The organism is Uliginosibacterium flavum (assembly GCF_040566545.1).
Lineage (GTDB): Bacteria > Pseudomonadota > Gammaproteobacteria > Burkholderiales > Rhodocyclaceae > Uliginosibacterium > Uliginosibacterium flavum.
On record NZ_JBEWZI010000002.1, the window covers coordinates 59,898 to 81,830 of the forward strand.

The 21,933-nt window shown below is 62.0% G+C and carries 20 protein-coding genes; 14 read left to right on the forward strand and 6 right to left on the reverse strand.

The window, feature by feature from the left end; all coding sequences use genetic code 11:
- The 11 genes from pepP (at position 1) to ABXR19_RS02060 (ending at position 12,978) form a co-directional block, all read left to right on the forward strand.
- Positions 1 to 1,326, forward strand: a complete 1,326-nt coding sequence (gene pepP / locus ABXR19_RS02010) for a Xaa-Pro aminopeptidase (protein ID WP_354599408.1) — start codon at positions 1 to 3, stop codon at positions 1,324 to 1,326.
- Complete coding sequence (locus tag ABXR19_RS02015) at positions 1,323 to 2,672, forward strand: DUF805 domain-containing protein (protein ID WP_354599409.1); 1,350 nt, start codon at positions 1,323 to 1,325, stop codon at positions 2,670 to 2,672. The genes pepP and ABXR19_RS02015 overlap by 4 nt, the downstream gene beginning before the upstream one ends.
- A gap of 2 nt (positions 2,673 to 2,674) precedes the next feature.
- Positions 2,675 to 3,829, forward strand: a complete 1,155-nt coding sequence (locus ABXR19_RS02020) for an FAD-dependent monooxygenase (RefSeq protein WP_354599410.1) — start codon at positions 2,675 to 2,677, stop codon at positions 3,827 to 3,829.
- 107 nt (positions 3,830 to 3,936) lie between these two features.
- The gene (locus ABXR19_RS02025; RefSeq protein ID WP_354599411.1) at positions 3,937 to 4,806 is read left to right on the forward strand and encodes a LysR family transcriptional regulator; all 870 of its coding nucleotides are present in this window, start codon (positions 3,937 to 3,939) and stop codon (positions 4,804 to 4,806) included.
- A gap of 112 nt (positions 4,807 to 4,918) precedes the next feature.
- Positions 4,919 to 5,179, forward strand: a complete 261-nt coding sequence (locus ABXR19_RS02030) for a hypothetical protein (protein ID WP_354599412.1) — start codon at positions 4,919 to 4,921, stop codon at positions 5,177 to 5,179.
- Between the two features lie 268 nt (positions 5,180 to 5,447).
- Positions 5,448 to 5,690, forward strand: coding sequence for a hypothetical protein (locus ABXR19_RS02035; RefSeq protein WP_354599413.1), 243 nt, complete (start codon positions 5,448 to 5,450; stop codon positions 5,688 to 5,690).
- A 65-nt stretch (positions 5,691 to 5,755) separates the two neighbouring features.
- Positions 5,756 to 6,457, forward strand: a complete 702-nt coding sequence (locus ABXR19_RS02040) for a response regulator (protein WP_354599414.1) — start codon at positions 5,756 to 5,758, stop codon at positions 6,455 to 6,457.
- Positions 6,454 to 7,794 carry a sensor histidine kinase gene (locus ABXR19_RS02045; RefSeq protein ID WP_354599415.1) on the forward strand — a complete coding sequence of 447 codons (1,341 nt, stop codon included), beginning with the start codon at positions 6,454 to 6,456 and terminating at the stop codon, positions 7,792 to 7,794. Before ABXR19_RS02040 ends, ABXR19_RS02045 begins: the two co-directional genes overlap by 4 nt.
- A 275-nt stretch (positions 7,795 to 8,069) precedes the next feature.
- Positions 8,070 to 10,472, forward strand: coding sequence for a methyl-accepting chemotaxis protein (locus ABXR19_RS02050; RefSeq protein WP_354599416.1), 2,403 nt, complete (start codon positions 8,070 to 8,072; stop codon positions 10,470 to 10,472).
- A gap of 483 nt (positions 10,473 to 10,955) precedes the next feature.
- Positions 10,956 to 12,362 carry a D-alanyl-D-alanine carboxypeptidase/D-alanyl-D-alanine endopeptidase gene (gene dacB / locus ABXR19_RS02055; protein ID WP_354599417.1) on the forward strand — a complete coding sequence of 469 codons (1,407 nt, stop codon included), beginning with the start codon at positions 10,956 to 10,958 and terminating at the stop codon, positions 12,360 to 12,362.
- A gap of 67 nt (positions 12,363 to 12,429) precedes the next feature.
- A complete protein-coding gene (locus tag ABXR19_RS02060; RefSeq protein ID WP_354599418.1) occupies positions 12,430 to 12,978 on the forward strand; it encodes a hypothetical protein in 549 nt (182 codons plus the stop codon).
- Between the two features lie 170 nt (positions 12,979 to 13,148).
- On the opposite strand, the gene tilS is transcribed toward ABXR19_RS02060, so the two are convergent.
- From tilS to ABXR19_RS02075, 3 genes are all read right to left on the reverse strand, one after another.
- Positions 13,149 to 14,477, reverse strand: a complete 1,329-nt coding sequence (tilS, locus tag ABXR19_RS02065; protein ID WP_354599419.1) for a tRNA lysidine(34) synthetase TilS — start codon at positions 14,475 to 14,477, stop codon at positions 13,149 to 13,151.
- Entirely contained in the window at positions 14,449 to 15,414 is a 966-nt protein-coding gene (locus tag ABXR19_RS02070; RefSeq protein WP_354599420.1) for an acetyl-CoA carboxylase carboxyltransferase subunit alpha, read from the reverse strand. The genes tilS and ABXR19_RS02070 overlap by 29 nt, the downstream gene beginning before the upstream one ends.
- 127 nt (positions 15,415 to 15,541) lie before the next feature.
- Positions 15,542 to 17,011, reverse strand: coding sequence for a cyclic-di-GMP receptor FimW-related protein (locus ABXR19_RS02075; RefSeq protein ID WP_354599421.1), 1,470 nt, complete (start codon positions 17,009 to 17,011; stop codon positions 15,542 to 15,544).
- Positions 17,012 to 17,169: 158 nt separating this feature from the next.
- Here ABXR19_RS02075 and ABXR19_RS02080 point away from each other — a divergent pair, with 158 nt between their 5' ends.
- Together ABXR19_RS02080 and ABXR19_RS02085 are read left to right on the forward strand one after the other, a co-directional pair.
- A complete protein-coding gene (locus tag ABXR19_RS02080; RefSeq protein WP_354599422.1) occupies positions 17,170 to 17,994 on the forward strand; it encodes a thymidylate synthase in 825 nt (274 codons plus the stop codon).
- The gene (locus tag ABXR19_RS02085) at positions 17,994 to 18,497 is read left to right on the forward strand and encodes a dihydrofolate reductase (RefSeq protein WP_354599423.1); all 504 of its coding nucleotides are present in this window, start codon (positions 17,994 to 17,996) and stop codon (positions 18,495 to 18,497) included. Before ABXR19_RS02080 ends, ABXR19_RS02085 begins: the two co-directional genes overlap by 1 nt.
- Positions 18,498 to 18,545: 48 nt before the next feature.
- On the opposite strand, the gene phoU is transcribed toward ABXR19_RS02085, so the two are convergent.
- Positions 18,546 to 19,253 carry a phosphate signaling complex protein PhoU gene (gene phoU / locus ABXR19_RS02090; protein ID WP_354599424.1) on the reverse strand — a complete coding sequence of 236 codons (708 nt, stop codon included), beginning with the start codon at positions 19,251 to 19,253 and terminating at the stop codon, positions 18,546 to 18,548.
- A 65-nt stretch (positions 19,254 to 19,318) separates the two neighbouring features.
- Positions 19,319 to 19,981 (reverse strand): ribose-5-phosphate isomerase RpiA, encoded by a 663-nt coding sequence (gene rpiA / locus ABXR19_RS02095; RefSeq protein ID WP_354599425.1) that lies wholly within the window; start codon positions 19,979 to 19,981, stop codon positions 19,319 to 19,321.
- A gap of 95 nt (positions 19,982 to 20,076) precedes the next feature.
- Here rpiA and ABXR19_RS02100 point away from each other — a divergent pair, with 95 nt between their 5' ends.
- Complete coding sequence (locus ABXR19_RS02100; protein WP_354599426.1) at positions 20,077 to 20,499, forward strand: YidB family protein; 423 nt, start codon at positions 20,077 to 20,079, stop codon at positions 20,497 to 20,499.
- Positions 20,500 to 20,565: 66 nt separating this feature from the next.
- On the opposite strand, the gene ABXR19_RS02105 is transcribed toward ABXR19_RS02100, so the two are convergent.
- Positions 20,566 to 21,741 (reverse strand): acetyl-CoA C-acetyltransferase, encoded by a 1,176-nt coding sequence (locus tag ABXR19_RS02105; protein ID WP_354599427.1) that lies wholly within the window; start codon positions 21,739 to 21,741, stop codon positions 20,566 to 20,568.
- Between the last annotated feature and the right edge of the window lie 192 nt (positions 21,742 to 21,933).

Consider the following 21,933-nt stretch of genomic DNA (forward strand, 5'->3'; position numbering starts at 1 on the left):
ATGACCTTCGACCCCAGCCCCTTCGCCGCCCGCCGCACCCGCCTCGCCGAATACATCCGCAACGCAGGCGGTGGCATTGCCCTCATTCCCTCGGCACCGGAACGCACGCGCAATCGTGACAGCGATCATCCCTATCGCCACGACAGCTACTTCTACTACCTCACCGGCTTCACCGAGCCGGAGTCGACGCTTGTGCTGATTGCCACCGACAGCGAAACACGCGCCGTGCTGTTCTGCCGCGCCAAGCATGAAGAACGCGAAATCTGGGACGGCTTCCGCTTCGGCCCAGCCGCCGCCTGCGAACGTCTCGGCTGCAACGAAGCGTTTGCCAACGAGGAACTCGCCGAACGCCTGCCCGCCCTGCTCGGCAACCAGAGCGCGCTGTGGTACTCGCTGGGTCACGACACAGCTTGGGACGCACGCATCATGGAAGCCCTGAACGCCGTTCGCGCCAGTGTGCGCAATGGCGTTGCGGCCCCCGCCGACATCCGCGATGTGCGCGGGCCACTGGACGAGATGCGCATCTTCAAAGACAAGAGCGAGATCGCCACCATGCGCCGCGCCGCCGAAATTTCATCCGGTGCGCACCGCCGCGCCATGCGCGCCTGCCGCCCCGGCATGATGGAGTATGAGATCGAAGCCGAACTGCTGCACGAGTTCCGCCGCCACGGCAGCCAACACCCGGCCTACACCTCCATCGTGGCGGGCGGAGCAAACGCCTGTGTGCTGCACTACGTCGGCAATGATCAGCCGCTCAAGGATGGCGAGCTGCTGTTGATTGATGCCGGTTGCGAACTCGATAGCTACGCCGCCGACATCACCCGGACCTTCCCGGTGAACGGCCGTTTCGAAGGCGCCGCGCGCGACGTGTATGCCCTCGTGCTCGCGTCGCAAAAAGCTGCCATCAACGAATGTCGCATCAGCCGCAATTTCAACTCGCCACACGATGTCGCGGTCCAGATCCTCGCCCAGGGCATGCTCGACCTGAAACTACTGACGGGCAGCCTGGATGAAGTCATCGAGACCGCCTCATACAAGCGCTTCTACATGCACCGTACCAGCCATTGGCTGGGGCTCGACGTACACGACGCCGGTGAATACAAACGCATGGGCCGCTGGCGCGATCTGGAACCGGGCATGGTGCTGACCATTGAGCCGGGCTGCTATATCCGCCCCGCCGATGATGTGCCCGAAGCCTTCTGGAACATCGGTGTGCGCATCGAAGACGACGTGCTGATCACCGCCGTCAGCCCGGATGTGCTGACCAGCGCCACCCCGAAATGCATCAAGGATATCGAGGCCTGCATGGCAGAAGGACGGGCATGACTGAAAAGCCCATGACATTCCGCATCCGCTTTGACGGCGAAACCATGCCCGGCGTCACGCGCGAGACCGCACTGCAGAACACCATTGAGCAACTGGCCATGGCGCCCGCGCAGGCCGAAGCGCTGTTTTCCGGGCGCAGCTTCGTACTGAAACGTGGTCTGGATGCCGAACAGATGTCGCGCTACATGGAGCGTCTGGTCAAAGCCGGCTTGCGCATTCGCAGCGAACCGGAATTCGACGAACCGGCCGCAATGCCTCCTGCAGCCTCATCCGCAGCAGCAACGCTGACGCTGGCCCCGATCGCTCCACCGGCGCAAGCCCCTGCCAACCCGCCGCCACTGACACTCGCCGCGTCGCTCGCCATCGCACCGCCGCCCCCGGAAGCCGAAGAAATCGTCTGCCCGCGCTGTCAGGAGAAACAGCCCAAACGCACCCTGTGCCGCAGTTGCTCGGCCGACATCCCGCGCTTGCTGGTCGCCCAGCAAGAGGCCGAAACTGAACGCCGCGAAGAAGCCCGGGCAGCACGCGAAGCCGCCAAAAATCCGCGTGGCCAACGGCCACGTCCCAGCCACAGCGGCAACGAGGGCGATTCGCAGCCCGCCCTGCTCGGTTTCTCCTTCAACGGTCGTCTGCGCCGGCGCGCCTTTTTTCTCGCTGGCTGCCTGCAACTCATCGTGATGATTGCGCTGCTGAATTTCGCATTGCGCGGCTTCAGCCTCGGCACGGCCGGCGCGCTCCTCATGATCTCCTCGCTGCTTCTCATGTACTGGAACCTGCGCACTGCGGCCTTGCGTTGCCACGACATCGGCTGGAGCGGCTGGCTTTCGCTGCTGCTGTTCGTGCCCGTGGCGAACTTCATCCTGACACTGATCCTGCTCTTCATGCCGGGTCAGGAGGATGACAATGAGTTTGGCGAGATGCCCTATCCAACGCCCTGGCTCAAGGTCATTGGCGCCGTGGTCCTGCTGTTCATCGGTTTTGCGACCACCGCCTCGACACTTGCACAAAAGCTGCCGGAAATGGCGATGGTCGCCAAGGGCCAGAATCCTTCGGGCGCAAGCGCCCGCCAAGCCTATTCATACAACTCCGCAAAGAATGAAGTCGTAATGTACTCACTGACGACCTGCGGCTATTGCGTGGAAAAACGCCAGCAACTCAATGCCGAAGGCATCCAGTTCACCGAAGTCTTTCTGGATCAGGATCAGAACGCCGCCAACCAATTGCATAGCCGACTGCGCAGCACCGGCTACAACGGCGGCATCGGCACCCCGTCCTTTGAAATCAACGGCGAATTCCTGCTAAACAATCCCGACATGTCAGAGATTCACGCCAGGCTGCGCAGCTGAACATGGTCCACGACGCCAGCCACGACATCGCGATCATCGGCGCCGGCCCGCTGGGCCTGAGCATCGCCTTGGCCTTGGCCCGGCGTGGCCACTCGCCGCGCCTGTTCGATGCGCGCCCGGCGGAAGCGGTGAATACGGACAACCGCATCCTCGCCCTGTCGCAGGGCAGCCGCGAGCTGCTCGAACTCCTCGGCGCCTGGCCCGCCGCCCACGCCACGCCGATCCGCCGTATCCAGATCAGCCAGCAAGGCCACTTCGGCCAGACCCACATCGACGCCACCGAGCAAGGCCTGCCCGCGCTGGGCTACGTGCTGCCCGCCCGGCAACTGGCGGCCGCCCTGCTCGCCCGCGTGCACGCAGCTGGCATTCCGCTTGAATACGATTCAAACATCACCGACACCCACGCGGACGCGGATGGCGCCACCCTAGCCATCCGCAATGCCGCAGGCGCACAGCGCAGCGCTGACGCCCGCCTGATCGTCTGCTGCGAAGGCCGGATTCCGGATGCACAGGCCACCCTCAGCCGCGACTACGACCAGCACGCCCTGCTCTGCCGCGTCACCCCGGCCGCACCGCATGCCAATCTGGCGCATGAGCGCTTCACCACCGACGGCCCCATCGCCCTGCTGCCCTTCGGCAGCGATTACGCCGTGGTGTGGACCGTGCCCAGCACCCGTGCCGACGCCTTGATGACCGCGCCAGATGCCGAATGGATAGATGCTTTGCAAGCCGCCATCGGCCCGCAAATCATTCTCGGCAACATTCAGGATCGCGCGCGCCACGCGCTGGGCCTGCGCATGCGCCGCGAGGCCACTGGCCCCCGCTGCGTGTGGTTGGGCAATGCCGCGCAAACCCTGCACCCCGTCGCCGGCCAGGGTTTCAATCTGGCGCTCCGCGATGTCTGGGAACTGGCCGACACCTTGACCGGCGCGCCCGATCCCGGCACGCCCGAACTGCTCGCCGCCTATGCGCGCAGCCGCCAACTGGATCGCCGCAGCGCCGCCCGCTTCACCGATCTGCTGGTGCGCGGCTTCTCGAATGATCAGCCGCTGCTAGCCGGACTGCGCGGCCTCGGCCTGCTCGCCCTTGAAACCCTGCCACCCTTGCGCCAGTTCGTGGCGAAGCGGATGATTTACGGGGCGCGGGCGTGGCCTTGATGGCGGGGACTGGGAACTGGGTACTCGGAACTGGATAAAACCCGTCCCGCCACGTCGCCAAGCCCCGAGTTCCCAGTCCCCAGTCCCGAATCCCCAGTTCCCAAAAAATGAACCTCCACCTCCTCCGCATCTTCGCCGCCGTCGTCGAACAGAAAAGCTTCTCGCGCGCTGCCGAGGTGCAAGGCGTGAGCCAGCCGGCGGTTTCCAAGGCTGTGCGCGAGCTGGAGGATCAGCTGGAAGTCGTGCTGTTGGAGCGTGGCGGGCGCAGCTTCCGCCCCTCCGAAGCCGGCCAGATGCTTTACAAATACGCACGCGGCATCTTCGCGATGGAGCGTGCGGCCATCGAAGCGGTGCAGGCTTACTCCGAACTGGAGCGTGGCAGCCTGACCATCGGCGCCAGCACCACCATCGCGGCCTACTGGCTGCCGCGTTACATCGCCGAGTTCTCGACCAAACATCCCGGCGTGGCCGTGCGCCTGCTCTCAGGCAATACCAAGCAGGTCGCGCAATGGCTGCTCGACTGCGATGTGGACGTGGCGCTGGTCGAAGGCTCGATTGACGACGAGCGTCTGGAAATCCGCCCCTGGCGCCGCGAGCGCATGGTCATCGTGGCCGCTGCCAAAGCCTTCCCGGCCGGGCGTAAACAGCGCGCAGCCGATCTCTCCGCCCAGCTATGGCTGCTGCGCGAGCCAGGCTCGGGTAGCCGCACCGTGGTTGAACGCGAAATGACGCGGCTGGAGATCAAGCCGACCCGCACGCTGGAAGCCGGCAGCAACGAAATCATCGTGCAGATGGCCGCCGCCGGGCTGGGCCTCGGCCTCGTCCCCGAAGTCGCCGCCGCCGACGCCATCGCGCTGGGCCGGGTGCAGATCATCGAACTCGCGGAGGGCGAAATCAGCCGAGAACTCTTCCGCCTGCGCCTGCCGCGCCGGCCGATCAGCCAGGGCGCGCTGGCCTTTGAGGCGATGATTGGGTAGAAAACTCATCCGCTTGTTGACCACAAACCCTATTCACGGACTCAGACTGCCGCTCAAAGCCTTTCCGGGCCATGACCATTTTTTTCTACACATCCTCTTTAGGACTCTAACAATGCACATCTCGCGAATTTCGAACGGCGCATGGGATGGCTTAAAGGTTTCTGTCCTCGGACTGCTGATTGGTGGCTTAGCGGTTACCGCATACTCATTCAGCCTGCTAAGTAATGGCGCATTTGGTTTTTTGTTTATGTTGGGCTGGGCAACACTGATGGTCGGTTTTGTTATTCATGTCCGTCACATGGCTCGCAGAAAAAATAAAGAGCCACGTCAGCAACCTAAATACGCTCCATTTCGTAGGTTGGAAAAGCCGTAGGCGCCTTCCGACGTTCCGGCTTGGCGTGATGTGTGACCTTTCGAAAAGCCCAATCGTCGGAAGGCGCCTACGGCTTTTCCATTGACCTACGAAAACACGCAGTTTGAAGACCCGCACCCCGCTTGTCTTTCCAGCCACCCTTGCCGGTGAGCGCCGCTGCGCGCGGCTCTTCAGACAGCTTCATGTTTCTTTACATTCCAGAGAAACGCGGGCAATCCGTGGCGCCTAAAGTTCGTCATGCCAACCCGGCAAGACCAAGGAAGCCATCATGGACAAGAACACCGACTCACCAGAATCCTCGAAATCCTGTTGCAACAGCGACAAGTCGCGTTGCGGCGGCAAACGCTGCTGCGTGGGTAAGGCGCTGGGCGCGCTCGTCGTCCTCGGACTGGTCGCCGGCATCGCCTACTGCGCTGGCACCCGCCAGGCCCCGTCCAGCGTCGGCAAGCTGCCCGGCGCTGCGCTGGCAGCCCAAGCGAGTCAAGACAACATCCCGACGCTGAAACCCTGATGACGCCATTGTCGATCTTCGGGCAACATGCTCTCCTTCGGCATCCACACACGCGAAATGAAGGCATGAGCGAACGCATCCTGATGATCGACGACGACAGCGCGCTGGCAGCGATGCTGGCGGAATATCTGGGCCAGCGCGGTCTGACGGTCAGCGTGGCCGGCAGCCTGGCGCAGGGCGAAGCGCTGCTCGCTGCGCAAAGCTTTGACGCGCTGATTCTGGACGGCATGCTGCCCGATGGCGACGGGCTCGACCTGTGTCGCAGCCTGCGTCAGCGCAGCCAGTTGCCGATCCTGATGCTGACGGCGCGCGGCGAGGAAATCGACCGCATCGTCGGGCTGGAACTCGGCGCCGACGATTACCTGCCCAAACCTTTCAACCCACGCGAGCTGCTGGCGCGCCTGCGCTCGCTGCTGCGGCGCGCGCAGATGGGCGCGGCGCCGGCCGGGGAGAGCCTGCGCTTCGGGCGCCTGGAACTGGATCGGGGCGCAGTCGAAGTACGCCTCGACGGGCGGCCACTGAACCTGACCGCGCACCAGTTTTCGCTGCTGTGGACCCTGGCCAGCCATGCCGGGCGGGTACTCAGTCGCGAGACCTTGCTGGAACTGGCGCGCGGCGATGCGCTGGAAAATTTCGACCGTTCCATCGACGTGCATATCTCGCGCATCCGTGCCGAAATTGAAGACGATCCGCGCGAGCCACGCCGCATCCTCACCGTGCGCGGTGCGGGCTATGTCTTCGCCCTGCGTCAGGATGAGGACGCATGAAGAAACCCTGGCACTGGCTGCGCAAACACTGCAACGAAAATGACACGCAGAGCCCTTGTGACTGGCGGGCACGTCATCGCGAATGGCACGAACACCGCCGGCAGCATCGCCATTACGTGCATAACCGCCTGTATCGGCAGATCTATCTGAGTTTCATGGCGGTGGTGCTGCTGGTCGGCCTGCTCGCCGCTGCAGCCGGCTGGATGGCCGGTGATCGCGGTTCGCGGCCGCTGGACCAGAACACCCGCGCCCTGCTGATCCGCCTGCTGCCCGCCGATGCTGCCCAACAGACGCTGACCGCCACGCTGGGCGAAATCGCCAGCATCATGCATGGCGCGGTCGGGCTCTACACGCCTGCCGGCGAGGCCATAGCGCGTGCTGGTGAGGGCCTGCCACAGCAGCTTGAGGCCGCACAACTTGCCACGCCCGACCTCACACTGCCTGACGGACGCCTGCTACTGCTGGAATGGGGCCAGCGCGCCCACATCCTTTTCATTGTCTGGCTGGTGGCGTGTTCGCTGCTGATCGCGCTGGCGACCTGGCCCGTGGCGCGCCGCCTCACCCGACGCATCGAACACCTGCAGCAGCAGGCAGACGTATGGGGCGAAGGCCGCCTGTCCACCCGCATGCAGATCGATGGCTGCGACGAGATTGCCGAACTGGCGATCCGCTTCAACCAGGCGGCCGAGCGCATCGAGGCGCTGGTGGACGGGCAACGCGCCATGCTGGCATCGGCCTCACACGAGTTGCGCTCGCCGCTGGCGCGGATCCGCATGGCGACCAGTCTGCTCGGCGACGAACGCCCGGATCTGCAGGATCAGATTGCCCGTGACATTGCCGAACTGGACGCCCTGATCGGCGATCTGCTGCTGGCCAGCCGCCTGTCCTGCGAGGCGCCGAGCCTGACGCGTGAATGTGTCGACCTGCTCGGCATGGCGGCCGAAGAAGCCAGCCGTGTCGGCGCCGAACTCTCCGGCGAAGCAGTCACCCTGCAGGCGGATGCCCGCCTGCTACGTCACCTGCTGCGAAATCTGCTGGAAAACGCGCGCCGGCACGGGCGTGGCTCGGCCATCCGTATCGAGCTACGCCCCGCTGCCGATCAGCTCATCCTGCGCGTCTGCGACCGTGGCCCCGGCATCCCGGAGAGCGAGCGCGAACGCGTATTCGAGCCCTTCTACCGCCTGCCCGGCAGCGCCGAGAGCGGCGAAGGCAGCGGCTACGGCCTTGCTCTGGTACGCCGCATTGCCCGCCTGCATGGCGGCGAGGTAGTGTGTCTGGCGCATGAGGGTGGCGGCGCCTGTTTCGAGACGCGGCTGCCGCTGTTGGGTGGGTCCTGAGCGCAGCGACAACCCTCCGCTGGCGTACCTAGCAAAAGATGGAGGGTTGCTGCGCGAACCGCCCTACGCAAACCCGCGCCCAGCCTGCCTCTACAGCCACCCTTGGTGATGAATGCCGCTGCACGCGGCTCTTCAGCATGCCTCCCGCTGAGCGGCTTACCCACAAGCCTGTTCGGGCAGGCTATGGTTTTCCCGCAATCGACCGTTAAGCCTGTGAGGCCTATGCTCCTGCGCAGGCCTGCAGGCCCTGCGCATCCAGAAACAAGGAGGAAACGATGGCGTTCTCGAAGAAACCGGTGGCTTACCTGACGCGCGAGCTGGCGGGCGGCAATACACCGGAGCTGATGTTCGAGGGCATCCAGGAGGCTACGCACAAACAGGGCCAGAATCTGGTCGTGTTCCGTGGCGGCCAGCTGGGCAAAGACCACGGTGCGGCCATCTACGAACTGATCAACGACAGCTATCACGGGGTGATCACCTGGGCCTCGTCGGACAATGATGATTTCACCAATCAATATTACAAACGCTACGCGCCCGTTCCCGTCGTCACCCTGACCCTGCAGATCCCGCCCTTCCCGGTGGTCACGACCGACAGCTATGCCGGCATGCGTTCGCTCGTCGAACACATGATCCAGGTCCACCACAAGAAGAAGATCGCCTTCGTGCGCGGCCCGGAGGCCCATGTACTGGCCCGGGAACGTTACCAGGCATACCTGGATGTACTGAAGGAAAACGGCCTGCCCGCCGATGATCTGCTGATCTCGCCCTGCTGCACCTGGGACAAGACCAAGGGCGGCGAGATGGTCACGCTCTTTCTGGAGGAGCGCAAACTCGTCCCCGGCAAGGACATCGACGCGCTGATCTGCGTGAACGACAACATCGCCATCGGCGCGCTGGAGGCGCTACAGAAACGCGGCCTGCGCGTGCCGGAAGATCTGGCCGTCACTGGCTGCAACGACAGCATCGACGCCAAGGCCACGATGCCGCCGATCACCACCATCGGCTTCCCCAACGACGAGCAGATTGCCACGGCGCTGGATCTGATCAATCAGACCGGCACCGGTCAAAGGCCGGTGGAGCTGACCAAACTGTCCGGCCGCATCGTCATCGGCCAGTCCTGCGGCTGCCCCTCCCACCGTGTCGGCTTGGCCGCTTCAGGCCTGAGCTCGATCGGCCAGAAAGCCAGCCTGTCGACGCGTCTCAGACAATTGCTGCGGACCTTCCTGCCGGCCAGCAGCAAGAGCATCGCCACGGCCATGAAGGCGGCGATCCTCGAACATCTGGACGCCTCCCGGCTGCGCGAAAATGAACTGCTGGCAATCGCCGAAAAAATGCTCAAGGCCTTCCGCGAGGAGCTGGGCTGGGGCAGTCATCACGGCGCCTTCAAAGCCGCGATAAGCGAGGCTGTAAAAGCCTTCAGCACGGAAAGAGTACCGATTGACTTTCTGCATGACTACATCTCGATCATGCGCCGGCGCAGCCTGCCCTCGCTGTGGCGGCGCGGCCGCCTGCTCAAGGCCGAAGATATCTGGGCGCAGGGCCGCGTCATGCTGAGTGAAGAGGCCAGCCGGCTGAGGCTGGCGGCCAACCTGAAATCCGCCGCTCAGGAGCGGGCCGTCGGCCAGCTCGGCGCCAAGCTCGTCACCACCCAAGGCACCAGCGCCATCCTGAAAATCCTCCAGCAGGATCTGCCCAAACTGGGCATTCCGCTGTTCTATCTGGCGCTGTATGAATACGAGAAGGGCGGAGATCGCAAGAAGATCTCGCCGCGCATCAAAGTGCTTACCGCCTACGACTCGACCGGCGAAATCAAGCTGGAAGGCAAGCAGGCCCTGCTTGAGGCCAGTGCCCTGATCCCGTCCATCGTATCGAAAAGTACGAGCTGTCCGTCTTTGGTAGTACAGCCCCTGCACTCCAACGAGACGCAACTGGGTTTCGCCGTCTTTGGCATAGGCCCGGCTGACGGCGCTGTGTATGACTCAATCAAGATCCAGCTGTCGAGCGCACTGTACGGCGCCTTGCTGCGCCAGACCCTGCGCAACACCCTGTCGATCATGGAAGAGAAAATCACCGAAGTCTCGGTCAATTCCGAAGAAATCAATCTGAGCGTGCAAGGCGGCTCAACCGCCATGGAAGGCATCGCCATCAGCATTCGCGAAATTTCGCACAACATCAAGGAAGTGCTGGAGGTCGTCAGCAATGCCGTCAAGCTGACGACCGAAGCCAACAGCGAGATTGCCATCCTGAACAATCAGGCCCACGAGATCAGCAAGATCCTAGGCCTGATCGGCAATATCGCCAAACGCACCAATCTGCTGGCGCTGAATGCCTCAATCGAAGCGGCCCGTGCCGGGGACGCGGGGCGCGGCTTTGCGGTAGTGGCCGACGAGGTCAAATCACTGGCGCTGACCACGGCCCAGTCCTCGGAAAGCATTCGCAGCATGATCGGCAATGTGCAGCAGAACACCAGCCTGGTGTCCTCGTCGATGGCTGGCATCAACGACATCATGAAGAACATCTCGGTGCTGTCAGAACGCATTTCGGTAGCGGTCAACGAACAGGAGGACTCGACCAACGACGTCTCCCACACCCTGATCGAATCGGCGCGTGGCACAAGCATGATCAGCGATGTGCTGGCCGAGCTGGACATGATCGGCAAGAGCGCGGCTAACATTTAAGGCCATAGCCCGCAAAGCCGCACGGGGCTTTACTCTGCAGGCATGCAGCCGCAAGAAGTCCGCTGCACGCGGCTCTCAGAGCAGGTCTCCGTGGACTTTAAGTCGTTCCCACGCTCTGCGTGGGAACGACTCCAAACGGCCTCCCCCTTTGCAAAAGGGTGATGAGGGGGGATTGGGTTTGCTGCCGCCAGTGAGGCTTCACGCGGGCTCCAGCCAATTCAAACCAATCCTCCCTCGCCCTCCTTTTGCAAAGGAGGGAATGTTCGGGCCGCATTCTTGAGGTCGGGAATTTATTACGGACAGCAGTGCGCATTCGCGGGAATGACGGAAATGTAGCCTGAATGCAGCAAAGCGGAATCCGGGGATTTTCCGCTCTGCCACGTCCTCCCCCGGATTCCGCTGCGCTGCATGCCGGGCTACGTTCGTGGGCTTACGCGCCAAAGTTCAGGCTGTCGCGCGCCTCCTTCCCGGTACAATCCGGGCATGACAAAACGCTTTCTCCGCCTCGCCCTCCCCGCACTCACCAGCCTGTCCCTCAACGCCCACGCCGCCCTGCCCGAGCCCATCGCTCGCGTCGCGCGCGAGGCTGGCCTGCCACAAGATTCAGTCAGCCTCTGGATCGCGCCCGCTGCGGGCGGCGAGCCCACGCTGCAACACAACGCCAGCCAGTCCATGAACCCGGCTTCGGTGATGAAGCTGCTCACCACTTACGCCGCGCTCGATCAGCTCGGCCCGGCCTACACCTGGAAGACCAATGCCACGCTGCGCGGCCCGCTGGTCGATGGCGTGCTCGACGGCGATCTGGCGATTGTCGGCAGCGGCGATCCTTCGCTGACCTGGGATCGGCTCGGCCAGTGGCTGCGCGACTGGCGCTCGCGCGGCCTGCGCCAGATTCGCGGCAACATCGTCATCGATCCGAGCCTCTTCGCCCAGGCGCCCGCCAACGCGCCCTTCGACGAAGCCCAGCACCGCGCCTACAACGCCCAGCCGGATGCCTTCCTCGTCAATTTCGGCGCGCTGAGCCTGCGCCTGACGCCCGGCTCCGTGAATGGCCCGGTCGAAGTCCAGCCACTCAACCCGGCCTCCCCGCTGCGCATCCTCAATCGGCTGAAGACCAGCAACGGCACCTGTGCCGACTGGCGCAACAAGCTGCGTGGAAGCTTCGTGCCCGAAAATCGCGGCATGGTTTTGACGCTCGAAGGCAGCGTCTCTGCCAGCTGCGGCGAGCGCCAGCTCAACCTCAAAGTGGACGACAGCCTGCGCTGGGCCAGCCTCGTCATCCGCGCGCAGTGGCAGGAAATGGGCGGCAGCTGGATGGGCGAAGCCGTGCGTGGCAGCGTGCCGACCGGCCTCACGCCCTTCTCCATCTGGGAATCGCAGCCCCTGCCCGAGGTGCTGCGCGATATGAACAAGTGGTCCAACAACGTCATGGCGCGACAAATTTTCCTGACGCTGGGCGCCGATGGCGGCCCGCTGTCCACCGAGAAAAGCATCGCCCGTCTGCAAGCCTGGATGCCTGCGCAGGGGCTGGACGCCACGCAATGGTTCTTCGAAAACGGCAGCGGCCTGTCGCGCAATGAGCGCACCACCGCCGCCCAGCTCGGCACGCTATTGCGCAGCGCCTGGCGCAGCCCGCGAATGCCCGAATATGTCATGGGCCTGCCGGTGATCGGCAAGGACGGCACCATGCGCTCGCGCCTGATCGACACCCCACTGGCCGGGCGTGGCTACGTCAAGACCGGCACCCTGGATGGCGTAAAAAGCGCCGCCGGCTATGTGCTGGATGCCAAAGGCAACTGGCAAGCCTTCGCCTTGATCCTGAATCATCCGAAAGCGCCGGGGGCGGAGGCGATGGTGGAAGCGGTGTTGCGCGGGATTTACGGGATGTAGGTTTCCGTCAAAAAATCACACATTTCACACATTTCACACACTGTTAAATATTTTCAGGGCAAACCCAATGCACGCTTTCCGCTCACTACTCTTCGCATTCACGCTCATGCTCCCTGTTGCGTCCTTTGGGGCCACACAAACACCAGAAGATGCCTGCCGCACCTATTACACAGCACTGCAAGAGCAGGGGCTTGGCGTCGTCCCGGAGTACATGCACCCGGACGAACTTGCCAGATTCAAATCAATGCTAATGCCTATCTTCCAGACCAAACCCAACAGCAAGGACAAAGAATTCATGGCGGCGGTTTTTGGCGCCTCAGCTACACCGACAACCGTTGCAGCACTCCCACCCGTAGAACTGATGCGTGCTGTGATGCGACTTGTGTCGAAAAAAATGGATGCCGTCAACATCAGTTTCGATTCGGTAACGATCCTGGGCTCAGTCACAGAGGGAGATCTCGCTCATGTAGTCGTCCGATCAAAGATTGGTAGTGGCGACTTCAGCATGACGAAGATGGAGGTTGTCAGCTTCAAACCAGACAATAGCGATTGGAAACTCATGCTGACGGGCGATATGGAAGGCTTGGCAAAGGCGATTCAAGCCGCGGGCAAGTAGTCGCAATTAGGTCGCGCTTATTGGGCTCGGCGCGCCAGGCTGCTGAAAGGCGCAATCAAGCCCATGAATGTAGGGCGCACTGAGCGCAGCGAACTGCGCCGAATGAAAACGGGAGGTGGCGGTGGCATGCGGTGCAATGCGCTTCGCTTCGATTGCACCCTACGAAACCTTCAACGCGTGACGCCGTCCGGCCCGCGCCATGCAATGCGCCAGCCGGTTTCGCCTTCGGCGGCACGCGCACTCGCGGCGCCACCAACGCCGCCAATCCACAGCACTTCCTCGCCACGCCAGAGCAGCGGCAATTGTGCACGCCAGGCAGCGGGAATTCCGCTTTCCTGACAGAGCTGCTTGAAGAGCCGCGTGGGGCGGCCCTCTTCGAGGCGCATGCTCACCGAGCCGCTTCGTGCCTTGATCTGCAAGACATCTGCCGCTGGATCAAGGCGCAGTGCGCCTCTTGCGGTAGAGGGTGTAAACAGCAGTTCGCCTGCGCCCCAAGGCAAGGCGGCCTCGCCACGCCACACTTGCGCTTCGGGCTGCGGCGCCTCGGCAGCTTCGCACCACAGCATTTCACGCCAGGCACAGAAGGCGTGGCCGGCGTGAACCCAGCGCACAGCGCCTTCGCCACGCACGGCCTGCAACAATTCATCCAGCCGTGCTGCATCCGGCGCCTGCGCGCCGCTCTGGGCAATCCAGTAGCGCAACAAATTACGCGCACGCGGCGCAGATAGCGCGCGCAAGCGACTGCGCGCACCGGCCTCGCCAAAGCGCACGCGTGCGGCATCTTCGGCGGCCAGTTCCTGCAACAGGTCTTCAGCTTCAGCGAAATGCCGGGTGGCGCGCAGCAGGTTGGCGGGTGCGGACGGAAAACGCGTCTTCAGCGGAGCAAGGATCTGGTGGCGCAGGAAGTTGCGGGTCAGGCGCTCGTCGGTGTTGCTGTCGTCCTCCACCCAGCGCAAGCCCTCGGCCTGCGCCCAGGCCTGCAGGGTCTGACGAGTCTCGGCAAGCAAGGGGCGCCACAGGCGGCGCTCTGCATCGCGCTCGCGCATGGCTGCCGCACCGGCCACCCCGCAGCCGCGCAGGAGTCGATGCAAGAGCGTTTCAGCCTGATCGTCAGCATGCTGAGCGAGGACGATCCAGTCGGCCGTCGTCTGCGCCAGTACGGCATGGCGGGCCGTACGCGCCGCCGCCTCCAGCCCGTGACCCTCACGCTTCACCGCCACCCGGCACACCTGTAGCGGCACGCCCAGTGCGGCGCAAATCTGCGCGCAATGCGCCGCCCAGGCGTCGGCGTGGGCGCTCAGACCGTGATGAACATGGATCGCAGAAAGCACAAAGCCCGCCTCGGGAGCGAGACGGGCCAGCAGATGAAGCAGGACGGTGGAATCAAGGCCGCCACTGTAGGCGACGGTCAGGTGACCTGGCGTTGCGGCAGGCAGGCGCGCGAATCGTTCGCGCACCCGCAGCAAAACATCAGACAGATTGCTCCTTGAACTTTCCATAGCTCAGCAAGCGCGTAAAGCGCTGATCGGTGAGTTCCTGGGGAGACAGGTCGGTGAGCTGGCGCAAGGAATCCTGCAGCGCGCGCTTGAGCGAGACGGCCATCGCGCGGTAATCGCGGTGGGCGCCGCCAATCGGCTCATTCACAACCTTGTCGATCAAGCCGAGCGACTTCAGGCGCGAGGCGGTGATGCCCATGATCTCGGCGGCTTCTGAGGCCTTGTCGGCGCTCTTCCACAGAATCGAGGCACAACCTTCGGGCGAAATCACCGAGTAGGTCGAGAATTGCAGCATGTGCACCTGATCGGCCACGGCAATTGCCAGTGCGCCGCCGGAGCCGCCTTCACCGATGATCGTGGTGATGATGGGCACGCGCAGCTCGGCCATGGCATACAGGTTGTGGCCAATGGCTTCTGACTGTCCGCGCTCTTCGGCATCGATGCCGGGATAGGCGCCGGGGGTATCCACGAAGGTGAACAGTGGAATGCCGAATTTCTCGGCCAGCTTCATCATGCGCAAGGCTTTGCGGTAACCCTCGGGGCGCGGCATGCCGAAGTTGCGGATGATTTTTTCCTTGGTGTCGCGACCCTTCTGATGGCCGATCACCATGCAGCTCTGACCATTGAAGCGGGCCAGCCCCCCCACAATGGCTTTGTCATCAGCGAAGGAACGGTCACCGTGCAGTTCTTCGAAATCCGTGAACATGTGTTCAATGTAGTCGAAGGTATAAGGCCGCTGCGGATGACGCGCCACCTGGGCGATCTGCCAGGGTGTGAGCTTGGCGTAGATGTCTTTGGTCAGCGTCTGACGCTTGACCTCGAGGCGCGAGATCTCCTCGGAGATGTCGACAGCGGAATCATCCTGCACAAAGCGGAGTTCCTCAATTTTGTTTTCCAGATCGGCGATCGGCTGCTCGAAGTCGAGAAATGTAGTCTTCACAGGAGTTCGGCTGAGTCAAAAAGGTTGAGCATTGTAACCGATCAGCAGGCGGCCGCAGCCGATGAAATAAGCCTTGCAGATCAATCGCTTGAGTTACAACACGAAATAAATGGGTGCTGAACGGGCTTCAGGCAGCCGCCAGCAGATAAGTGCGGATCTCGTGATCCACACCAAATTCGCGACCCGGCAGAGGGATCAGCTTGAGCGCCTTGTGCTGGTCAAGCAGATACAAAGGGCGTTCGCTGCGCTGCGCCGACAAAGGCAGGATCAGCCGCACCGGCGCGCCGCGCTTGATGGGATCGAGCAGCATGACGTGAATCCGGTTGGCACCGTCATCGGCCAGGGCGCTCACCGCATCGCCCAGCATCTCGATGCCGATCTGGCTCAGACCCTTACTGGAACGCCACAGGCGGCGCACTGCGCCGATGCGCCAGCGATCACCATCCGCAGAATGCATGCCGACCAGACTGCCGATCTCGACGCCATCAATATCGCCACTCGGCGCATCCACACCGATCCCCTGCAGGCTGGCATCGCGCACCGCCCAGTCACGCGGCAGCGGGGCGGAATCACCGCCACTCAGACGTGCCAACATGCGCTCCATGCCGTCCACCACGAGCAAACGCCCCGGCATGGGATGACGGCGATGACGGCGCACTGGCGCCTCGTTCGACCACAGGCGAATCATGTGCGAGAGCACGCTGACCAGATTGCTGCCATCCGCGTCGTGCTGCAGTGCAAAGCCTGGCGGCAAACTGCCCACCGAGGCCAGCTCCAGCAACTCCTGCAAGGCATTCGCCGCCACAACCCCGCCAAAGAAACGTGCCTGCGCGGCATGCCTGGGAATCTGCACCAGTCGCGCAGGTGGCAGGGAATGGGCAGAATCGATCCAGTACAAGGTTGTGGTGCTGGGTGCCGTGCTTAATTCGAGCTTGGGCAACACGTAATGCACCAGGCGAGAAGCCAACTCCAGGCGCTCGGCATCCAGTTGATCCAGACCCACGCTGTGCAGTGCAATCGCGCGCACGTATTCGCGCTCTACCGTCGAAGTCACCTCACGATCCCGGCGCAGACGAATCGGCAATTGCGCTACACCGGCCCGCGAAGCCAGACGATAGGCCTGATTCAGGCGGGTCCACACCAACTCATCAATCGGACCGTGACGGAAAGCATCCCATTTGGCGCGATTGGACGCTGCGCGCATGGCGCGCACGGCCAGTTGTGCCACCAGGCCACTATCGGAAATTTCTGGCTCAGCCGCCTGAATGGCCAGCAATTCACCATACGCATCCAGCACCATCGCCCAGTAACCATGCGTGATCGACCACAAACGACGACGCGCGGCAGGCGAATCGGTGCAGGCGCTCAGGTACAGATCAACGCAATGGCGGGCGGGCCGCTGGGAGGCTTCATCAAGAGCGAAGAGCAAACGGGCGCGCTCGGTAAAATCCAGTTCACCATTGCCGATCAATGAATCGATCCACGGCGCGATCTCGCCGATAGCCTCTTCGGGGGCGCGTCGTGCGAGATCCACAAGCACTCTTTCCAGTGCGTGTTTTGCCAGCAAGGGATGATTCTGAGCCAGTTGGGGTCGCATTTTTGCGCCTCGCGAATTTGCCATATATCTCGAATTTTAATGAATTAATCAAAAAAACCAATTGCTCAGCGACAAACGGATGCGTTCGCTTCGCATCCGAAAGCACACGAAATTCGCTATAAACCGCTAGAATTCGCCCTCCAAACAAAGGGAATGCCATGCGCCAATACCTGGATCTGATGCGTCACGTGCTTGAGCACGGGCATGACAAGACCGACCGCACCGGCACCGGCACCCGCTCGGTTTTCGGCTGGCAGATGCGCTTCAATCTGGCCGACGGCTTCCCGATGCTGACGACCAAGAAACTGCACCAGAAATCGATCATTCACGAGCTGCTGTGGTTTCTGCAGGGCTCGACGAACATCCGCTATCTTCAGGAAAACGGCGTGCGCATCTGGGACGAATGGGCGGATGAGAACGGCGATTTGGGCCCGGTCTATGGCAAACAGTGGCGCCGCTGGGAGGCTTACGTCCCGCCGCAAGAGCCGGGCGGGGAGCCGACGGTCCGCATCGTCGACCAGATCAGCCAACTGGTCGAAGGCCTGAAGAAGAACCCTGATTCGCGCCGCCATCTGGTCTGCGCCTGGAATCCCGGCGAAGTCGACAAGATGGCCTTACCGCCTTGTCACGCGCTGTTCCAGTTCTACGTGGCCGGCGGCAAGCTGTCCTGTCAGCTCTACCAGCGCAGCGCCGACATCTTCCTTGGTGTGCCCTTCAACATCGCCAGCTATGCCCTGCTGACCCTGATGCTGGCGCAGGTCTGCGGCTACGAGCCTGGCGACTTCGTGCATACCCTGGGCGACGCGCACCTGTATTCCAACCACCTCGATCAGGCGCGCCTGCAGCTTACGCGCGAGCCGCGCGCGCTGCCCACCCTGAAGATCAATCCGGCAGTGACGGATCTGTTCGCCTTCCGCTTCGAGGATTTCAGCCTCGAAGGCTACGATCCGGATCCGCATATCGCGGCCAAGGTGTCGGTGTGATGCGCAAGCCGGAAGTCGCCATCATCGTCGCCCGCGCCCGCAATGGTGTGATCGGGCGCGAAAACACCCTGCCCTGGCGTCTGCGTGAGGACCTGCAGCTGTTCAAGCAGCGCACTCTGGGATGCCCGGTGATCATGGGTCGCAAGACCTGGGAATCGCTCGGCCGACCGCTGCCGGGTCGCCTGAATATCGTGGTGAGTCGTCAGGCGGACTACCTCGCCACCGGCGCCAGCGTGGTGGCCTCGCTACCGGACGCAATTAACACCTGCGGTAACGCAGAGAAGGTTTTCATCCTTGGCGGCGCGCAGATCTATGCGCAGGCACTGGATCAGGATTTGGCGGATGTCTTGTGGATCACCGAAGTGGATGCCGATGTCGAAGGCGACACGCGCTTTCCGGACTTTGATCCGGTCTGGTTCGGTGAAATCAGCCGCGAGCACTTTGCCGCCAGCGAGCACAACCAGTTCGCATTCGACGTCGTCGAATACCGCCGCAGGACATGAAAAAGGGACGCTGCGGCGTCCCTTTTTTGAACAGCCCGGACGGAAGTTTTAAACCTCCGGGTGCCCCACTTCTTTCATGACCTCATTCACCCCGATGTGCCGTACATCGCGGCCACGCACCTGAAAGATGGTGTACTCGGAGATGTTTTTGGCATGATCACCAATGCGCTCCAGCGCCTTGGCGGCGAACACGATATCGATGCTGCGCGTAATGGTGCGCGGATCTTCAATCATGTAAGTGATCAGTTGACGCATCACGGCCTTGAACTCGTCATCCAGTTCGCGATCTTCCTTCACCACCTCGGCCGCCGCATCGATATCCAGGCGGGCAAAACCATCCAGCGCCTTGCGCAATTGCTCCACAGCCAATGAACCGATGTGCTTCATCTGCGTACGCGGGCGTCCGCCGCCATCGTCGCGGTGCAGCGCGCGTGCCACCTTGGCAATTTTCTTGGCTTCGTCACCGATCCGCTCCAGATCCGTCACGGTCTTGGAAACGCTGATGATCGCGCGTAGATCCCTTGCCGTCGGCTGACGTCGCGCGATGATCTGGGCACAAGCCTCATCCAGCTCGATTTCCAGCTCATTCACGTGCTTGTCGTTTTCAATGACGCGCTCGATCAGATTCTGGTCACCTTCCAGCAGACCCTCCATGGCCTTGACGACCTGCTGTTCGACGTAGCCGCCCATCTGCAGCACACGGGTACGTATATTCTCAAGTTCAACGTCATACTGGCGAACGGTATGGTCAGTCATCTCAACTCTCCGGATTCAGGCTGCAACAACAGGGCATTATCAGCCAAACAGATGACAGAAATATTTCAGTCACGTTCGAAGACCTGCACACCCTCAGGCGTACCCAGCAACAATACCTCGGCCGGGCGTACGGCAAACAGACCATTGGTCACCACGCCAACAATCTGATTGATCTCGGCCTCCAGCCTTGCCGGCTCGGCAATCGCCAGACCATGCACATCCAGAATGATGTTGCCGTTGTCGGTCACCACGCCTTCGCGCCACACCGGACGTCCCCCCAGCGCAGTCAAGGCTCGCGCTACATGGGCACGCGCCAGCGGAATCACCTCGACCGGCAGGGGAAATTTACCGAGTACAGGCACTTTTTTGGACGCATCCGCAATGCACACGAAGCGCCTGGCTACGCTCGATACGATCTTCTCACGCGTCAGCGCCGCGCCGCCGCCCTTGATCATGCAGAAGCCTGCGTCGATTTCATCGGCACCGTCCACATAAACCGGCATGGACTCCACCTCGTTCAGATCGAACAAGGGAATTCCATGTGCCGCGAGGCGTTTGGCGCTGGCTTCCGAACTGGCGACAGCACCGCGAATGCGATCACGCATGCCGGCCAGACCATCAATGAAGAAATTGGCCGTGGAACCGGTGCCCACGCCGATGATCTCGCCCTCGGGTACGTACACAAGGGCGGCGAGGGCAACGGCTTGCTTCAATTCGTCTTGATTCATGATTCAGTCAACATTGATGGCTATGCTGCGCATTGTAGTGGAGCCAGCCTGAAATCAGACTACTCGCTCCCCCAAAATCAACACGGAGAAACATCATGGGACTTTTCGATCAACTGGCCGGCCAGGCGCTCGGCTCACTCAACTCCGGTTCAAATCAGAACGCTGACAACCCCTTGCTGCAGATCGCTGGATCGCTGTTGCAAAGTCAGGGCGGGCTCGAAGGCCTGCTCGCAAAATTCCAGCAATCAGGCCTCGGCGAACAAGCGGCTTCCTGGGTCAGCACGGGTGACAATCTGCCCATCGATGGCGCACAGATCAGCCAGGCGCTTGGCAACAACACCGTGGCCGATCTGGCCAGCAAATTCGGTTTATCGGGAGATCAAGTCTCCAACGGCCTGTCCGCGATCCTGCCGCAACTGATCGACAAGATGACGCCACAAGGCACAACTGACAACGCGACCGATCTGGCCGGGCTGGACTTGTCGTCAATTCTGGGCGGCTGCCTGAGCAAGGCCTGAGCGTCACCCGAAAAGCAAAAAGCGCGGAACCTGTCCGCGCTTTTTTGTTTGCCTGAAAAACGGCATCTAGCGCTCTACCGACAAGGCCACGCCCATCCCGCCGCCGATACACAGCGTTGCCAGACCCTTCTTGGCATCGCGCTTTTGCATCTCATGCAGCAAGGTCACCAGAATGCGGCAGCCGGACGCGCCGATCGGGTGGCCAATGGCGATTGCCCCACCATTCACGTTGATCTTGCTGGCGTCCCAGCCCAGCTCCTTATTGACGGCCAAAGCTTGCGCCGCGAATGCTTCGTTACCTTCAACCAGATCCAGATCCTCAGCTGTCCAGCCAGCCTTTTTCAAGGCCAAGCGGGTTGCCGGCGCCGGGCCGATACCCATGATTGCAGGATCGACTGCGGCCGAGGCGAAGGATTTGATCTTTGCCAGAATCGGCAAGCCCAGCGCCTTGGCCTTGGACTCGCTCATCAGCATCACCGCTGCGGCGCCGTCATTAATGCCTGAAGCATTACCCGCCGTCACCGTGCCAGCCTTGTCGAAGGCCGGACGCAATGCCGTCATCGCCTCCAGCGTGGCGCCGGCCTTGATGAATTCATCCGTATCAAAAACGGTATCGCCCTTCTTGCCGGGGATTACCACCGGCACGATCTCGTCCTTGAAACGTCCACTCATCTGCGCAGCTTCGGCCTTGTTCTGCGATGCCACGGAAAACGCATCCTGCTCTTCGCGCGAAATTTCGTATTTCTTGGCGACGTTTTCCGCGGTCACACCCATGTGGTAGTTGTTATAAATGTCCCACAAGCCATCGTTGATCATCGTATCAACGAGCTTCGCATCGCCCATGCGGAAACCATCGCGCGAGCCATTCAGCACATGTGGGCTGGCCGACATGTTTTCCTGACCACCAGCAATCACGATTTCCGCGTCGCCACACTGGATCGCCTGAGCACCCAGCATCACAGCCTTCAAGCCGGAACCACAGACCTTGTTAATCGTCATGGCCGGAACAGTCTCAGGCAAACCCGCACGAATCACAGCCTGACGCGCCGGGTTCTGACCGACCCCCGCCGTCAGAACCTGGCCTAGAATCACATCGCTGATCTGGTCCGGCGCCACGCCGGTCTTGGCCATCAAGGCACGAATCACGACAGCACCGAGCTCTGCAGCCGGCACCTTGGCCAGCGCACCACCGAACTTGCCTACAGCCGTGCGTACCGCCGCCACGATCACTACGTTTTCCATTTGACTCTCCTTGTGATTCGCTCAATGTATTTTGGAGTTGGCAGCATGCAGCCGCCTGAAATCTGACCGTTCCGATGTTAGCCCCGATTGAAGGCAAACAAACCTCCCCATTCGGGCACCCACAAGGCTATCAGCGCCACTTTCAGCACGCAACGAGCACCGATAATCTCGCCAAAAACAGGGCAATTCGAC

Bases quoted from the DNA above. Each gene is read 5' to 3' on its own strand.
- pepP (WP_354599408.1), top strand. From the start codon at position 1: ATGACCTTCGACCCCAGCCCCTTCGCCGCCCGCCGCACCCGCCTCGCC.
- ABXR19_RS02015 (WP_354599409.1), top strand. From the start codon at position 1,323: ATGACTGAAAAGCCCATGACATTCCGCATCCGCTTTGACGGCGAAACC.
- ABXR19_RS02020 (WP_354599410.1), top strand. From the start codon at position 2,675: ATGGTCCACGACGCCAGCCACGACATCGCGATCATCGGCGCCGGCCCG.
- ABXR19_RS02025 (WP_354599411.1), top strand. From the start codon at position 3,937: ATGAACCTCCACCTCCTCCGCATCTTCGCCGCCGTCGTCGAACAGAAA.
- ABXR19_RS02030 (WP_354599412.1), top strand. From the start codon at position 4,919: ATGCACATCTCGCGAATTTCGAACGGCGCATGGGATGGCTTAAAGGTT.
- ABXR19_RS02035 (WP_354599413.1), top strand. From the start codon at position 5,448: ATGGACAAGAACACCGACTCACCAGAATCCTCGAAATCCTGTTGCAAC.
- ABXR19_RS02040 (WP_354599414.1), top strand. From the start codon at position 5,756: ATGAGCGAACGCATCCTGATGATCGACGACGACAGCGCGCTGGCAGCG.
- ABXR19_RS02045 (WP_354599415.1), top strand. From the start codon at position 6,454: ATGAAGAAACCCTGGCACTGGCTGCGCAAACACTGCAACGAAAATGAC.
- ABXR19_RS02050 (WP_354599416.1), top strand. From the start codon at position 8,070: ATGGCGTTCTCGAAGAAACCGGTGGCTTACCTGACGCGCGAGCTGGCG.
- dacB (WP_354599417.1), top strand. From the start codon at position 10,956: ATGACAAAACGCTTTCTCCGCCTCGCCCTCCCCGCACTCACCAGCCTG.
- ABXR19_RS02060 (WP_354599418.1), top strand. From the start codon at position 12,430: ATGCACGCTTTCCGCTCACTACTCTTCGCATTCACGCTCATGCTCCCT.
- tilS (WP_354599419.1), bottom strand. From the start codon at position 14,477: ATGGAAAGTTCAAGGAGCAATCTGTCTGATGTTTTGCTGCGGGTGCGC.
- ABXR19_RS02075 (WP_354599421.1), bottom strand. From the start codon at position 17,011: ATGCGACCCCAACTGGCTCAGAATCATCCCTTGCTGGCAAAACACGCA.
- ABXR19_RS02080 (WP_354599422.1), top strand. From the start codon at position 17,170: ATGCGCCAATACCTGGATCTGATGCGTCACGTGCTTGAGCACGGGCAT.
- ABXR19_RS02085 (WP_354599423.1), top strand. From the start codon at position 17,994: ATGCGCAAGCCGGAAGTCGCCATCATCGTCGCCCGCGCCCGCAATGGT.
- phoU (WP_354599424.1), bottom strand. From the start codon at position 19,253: ATGACTGACCATACCGTTCGCCAGTATGACGTTGAACTTGAGAATATA.
- rpiA (WP_354599425.1), bottom strand. From the start codon at position 19,981: ATGAATCAAGACGAATTGAAGCAAGCCGTTGCCCTCGCCGCCCTTGTG.
- ABXR19_RS02100 (WP_354599426.1), top strand. From the start codon at position 20,077: ATGGGACTTTTCGATCAACTGGCCGGCCAGGCGCTCGGCTCACTCAAC.
- ABXR19_RS02105 (WP_354599427.1), bottom strand. From the start codon at position 21,741: ATGGAAAACGTAGTGATCGTGGCGGCGGTACGCACGGCTGTAGGCAAG.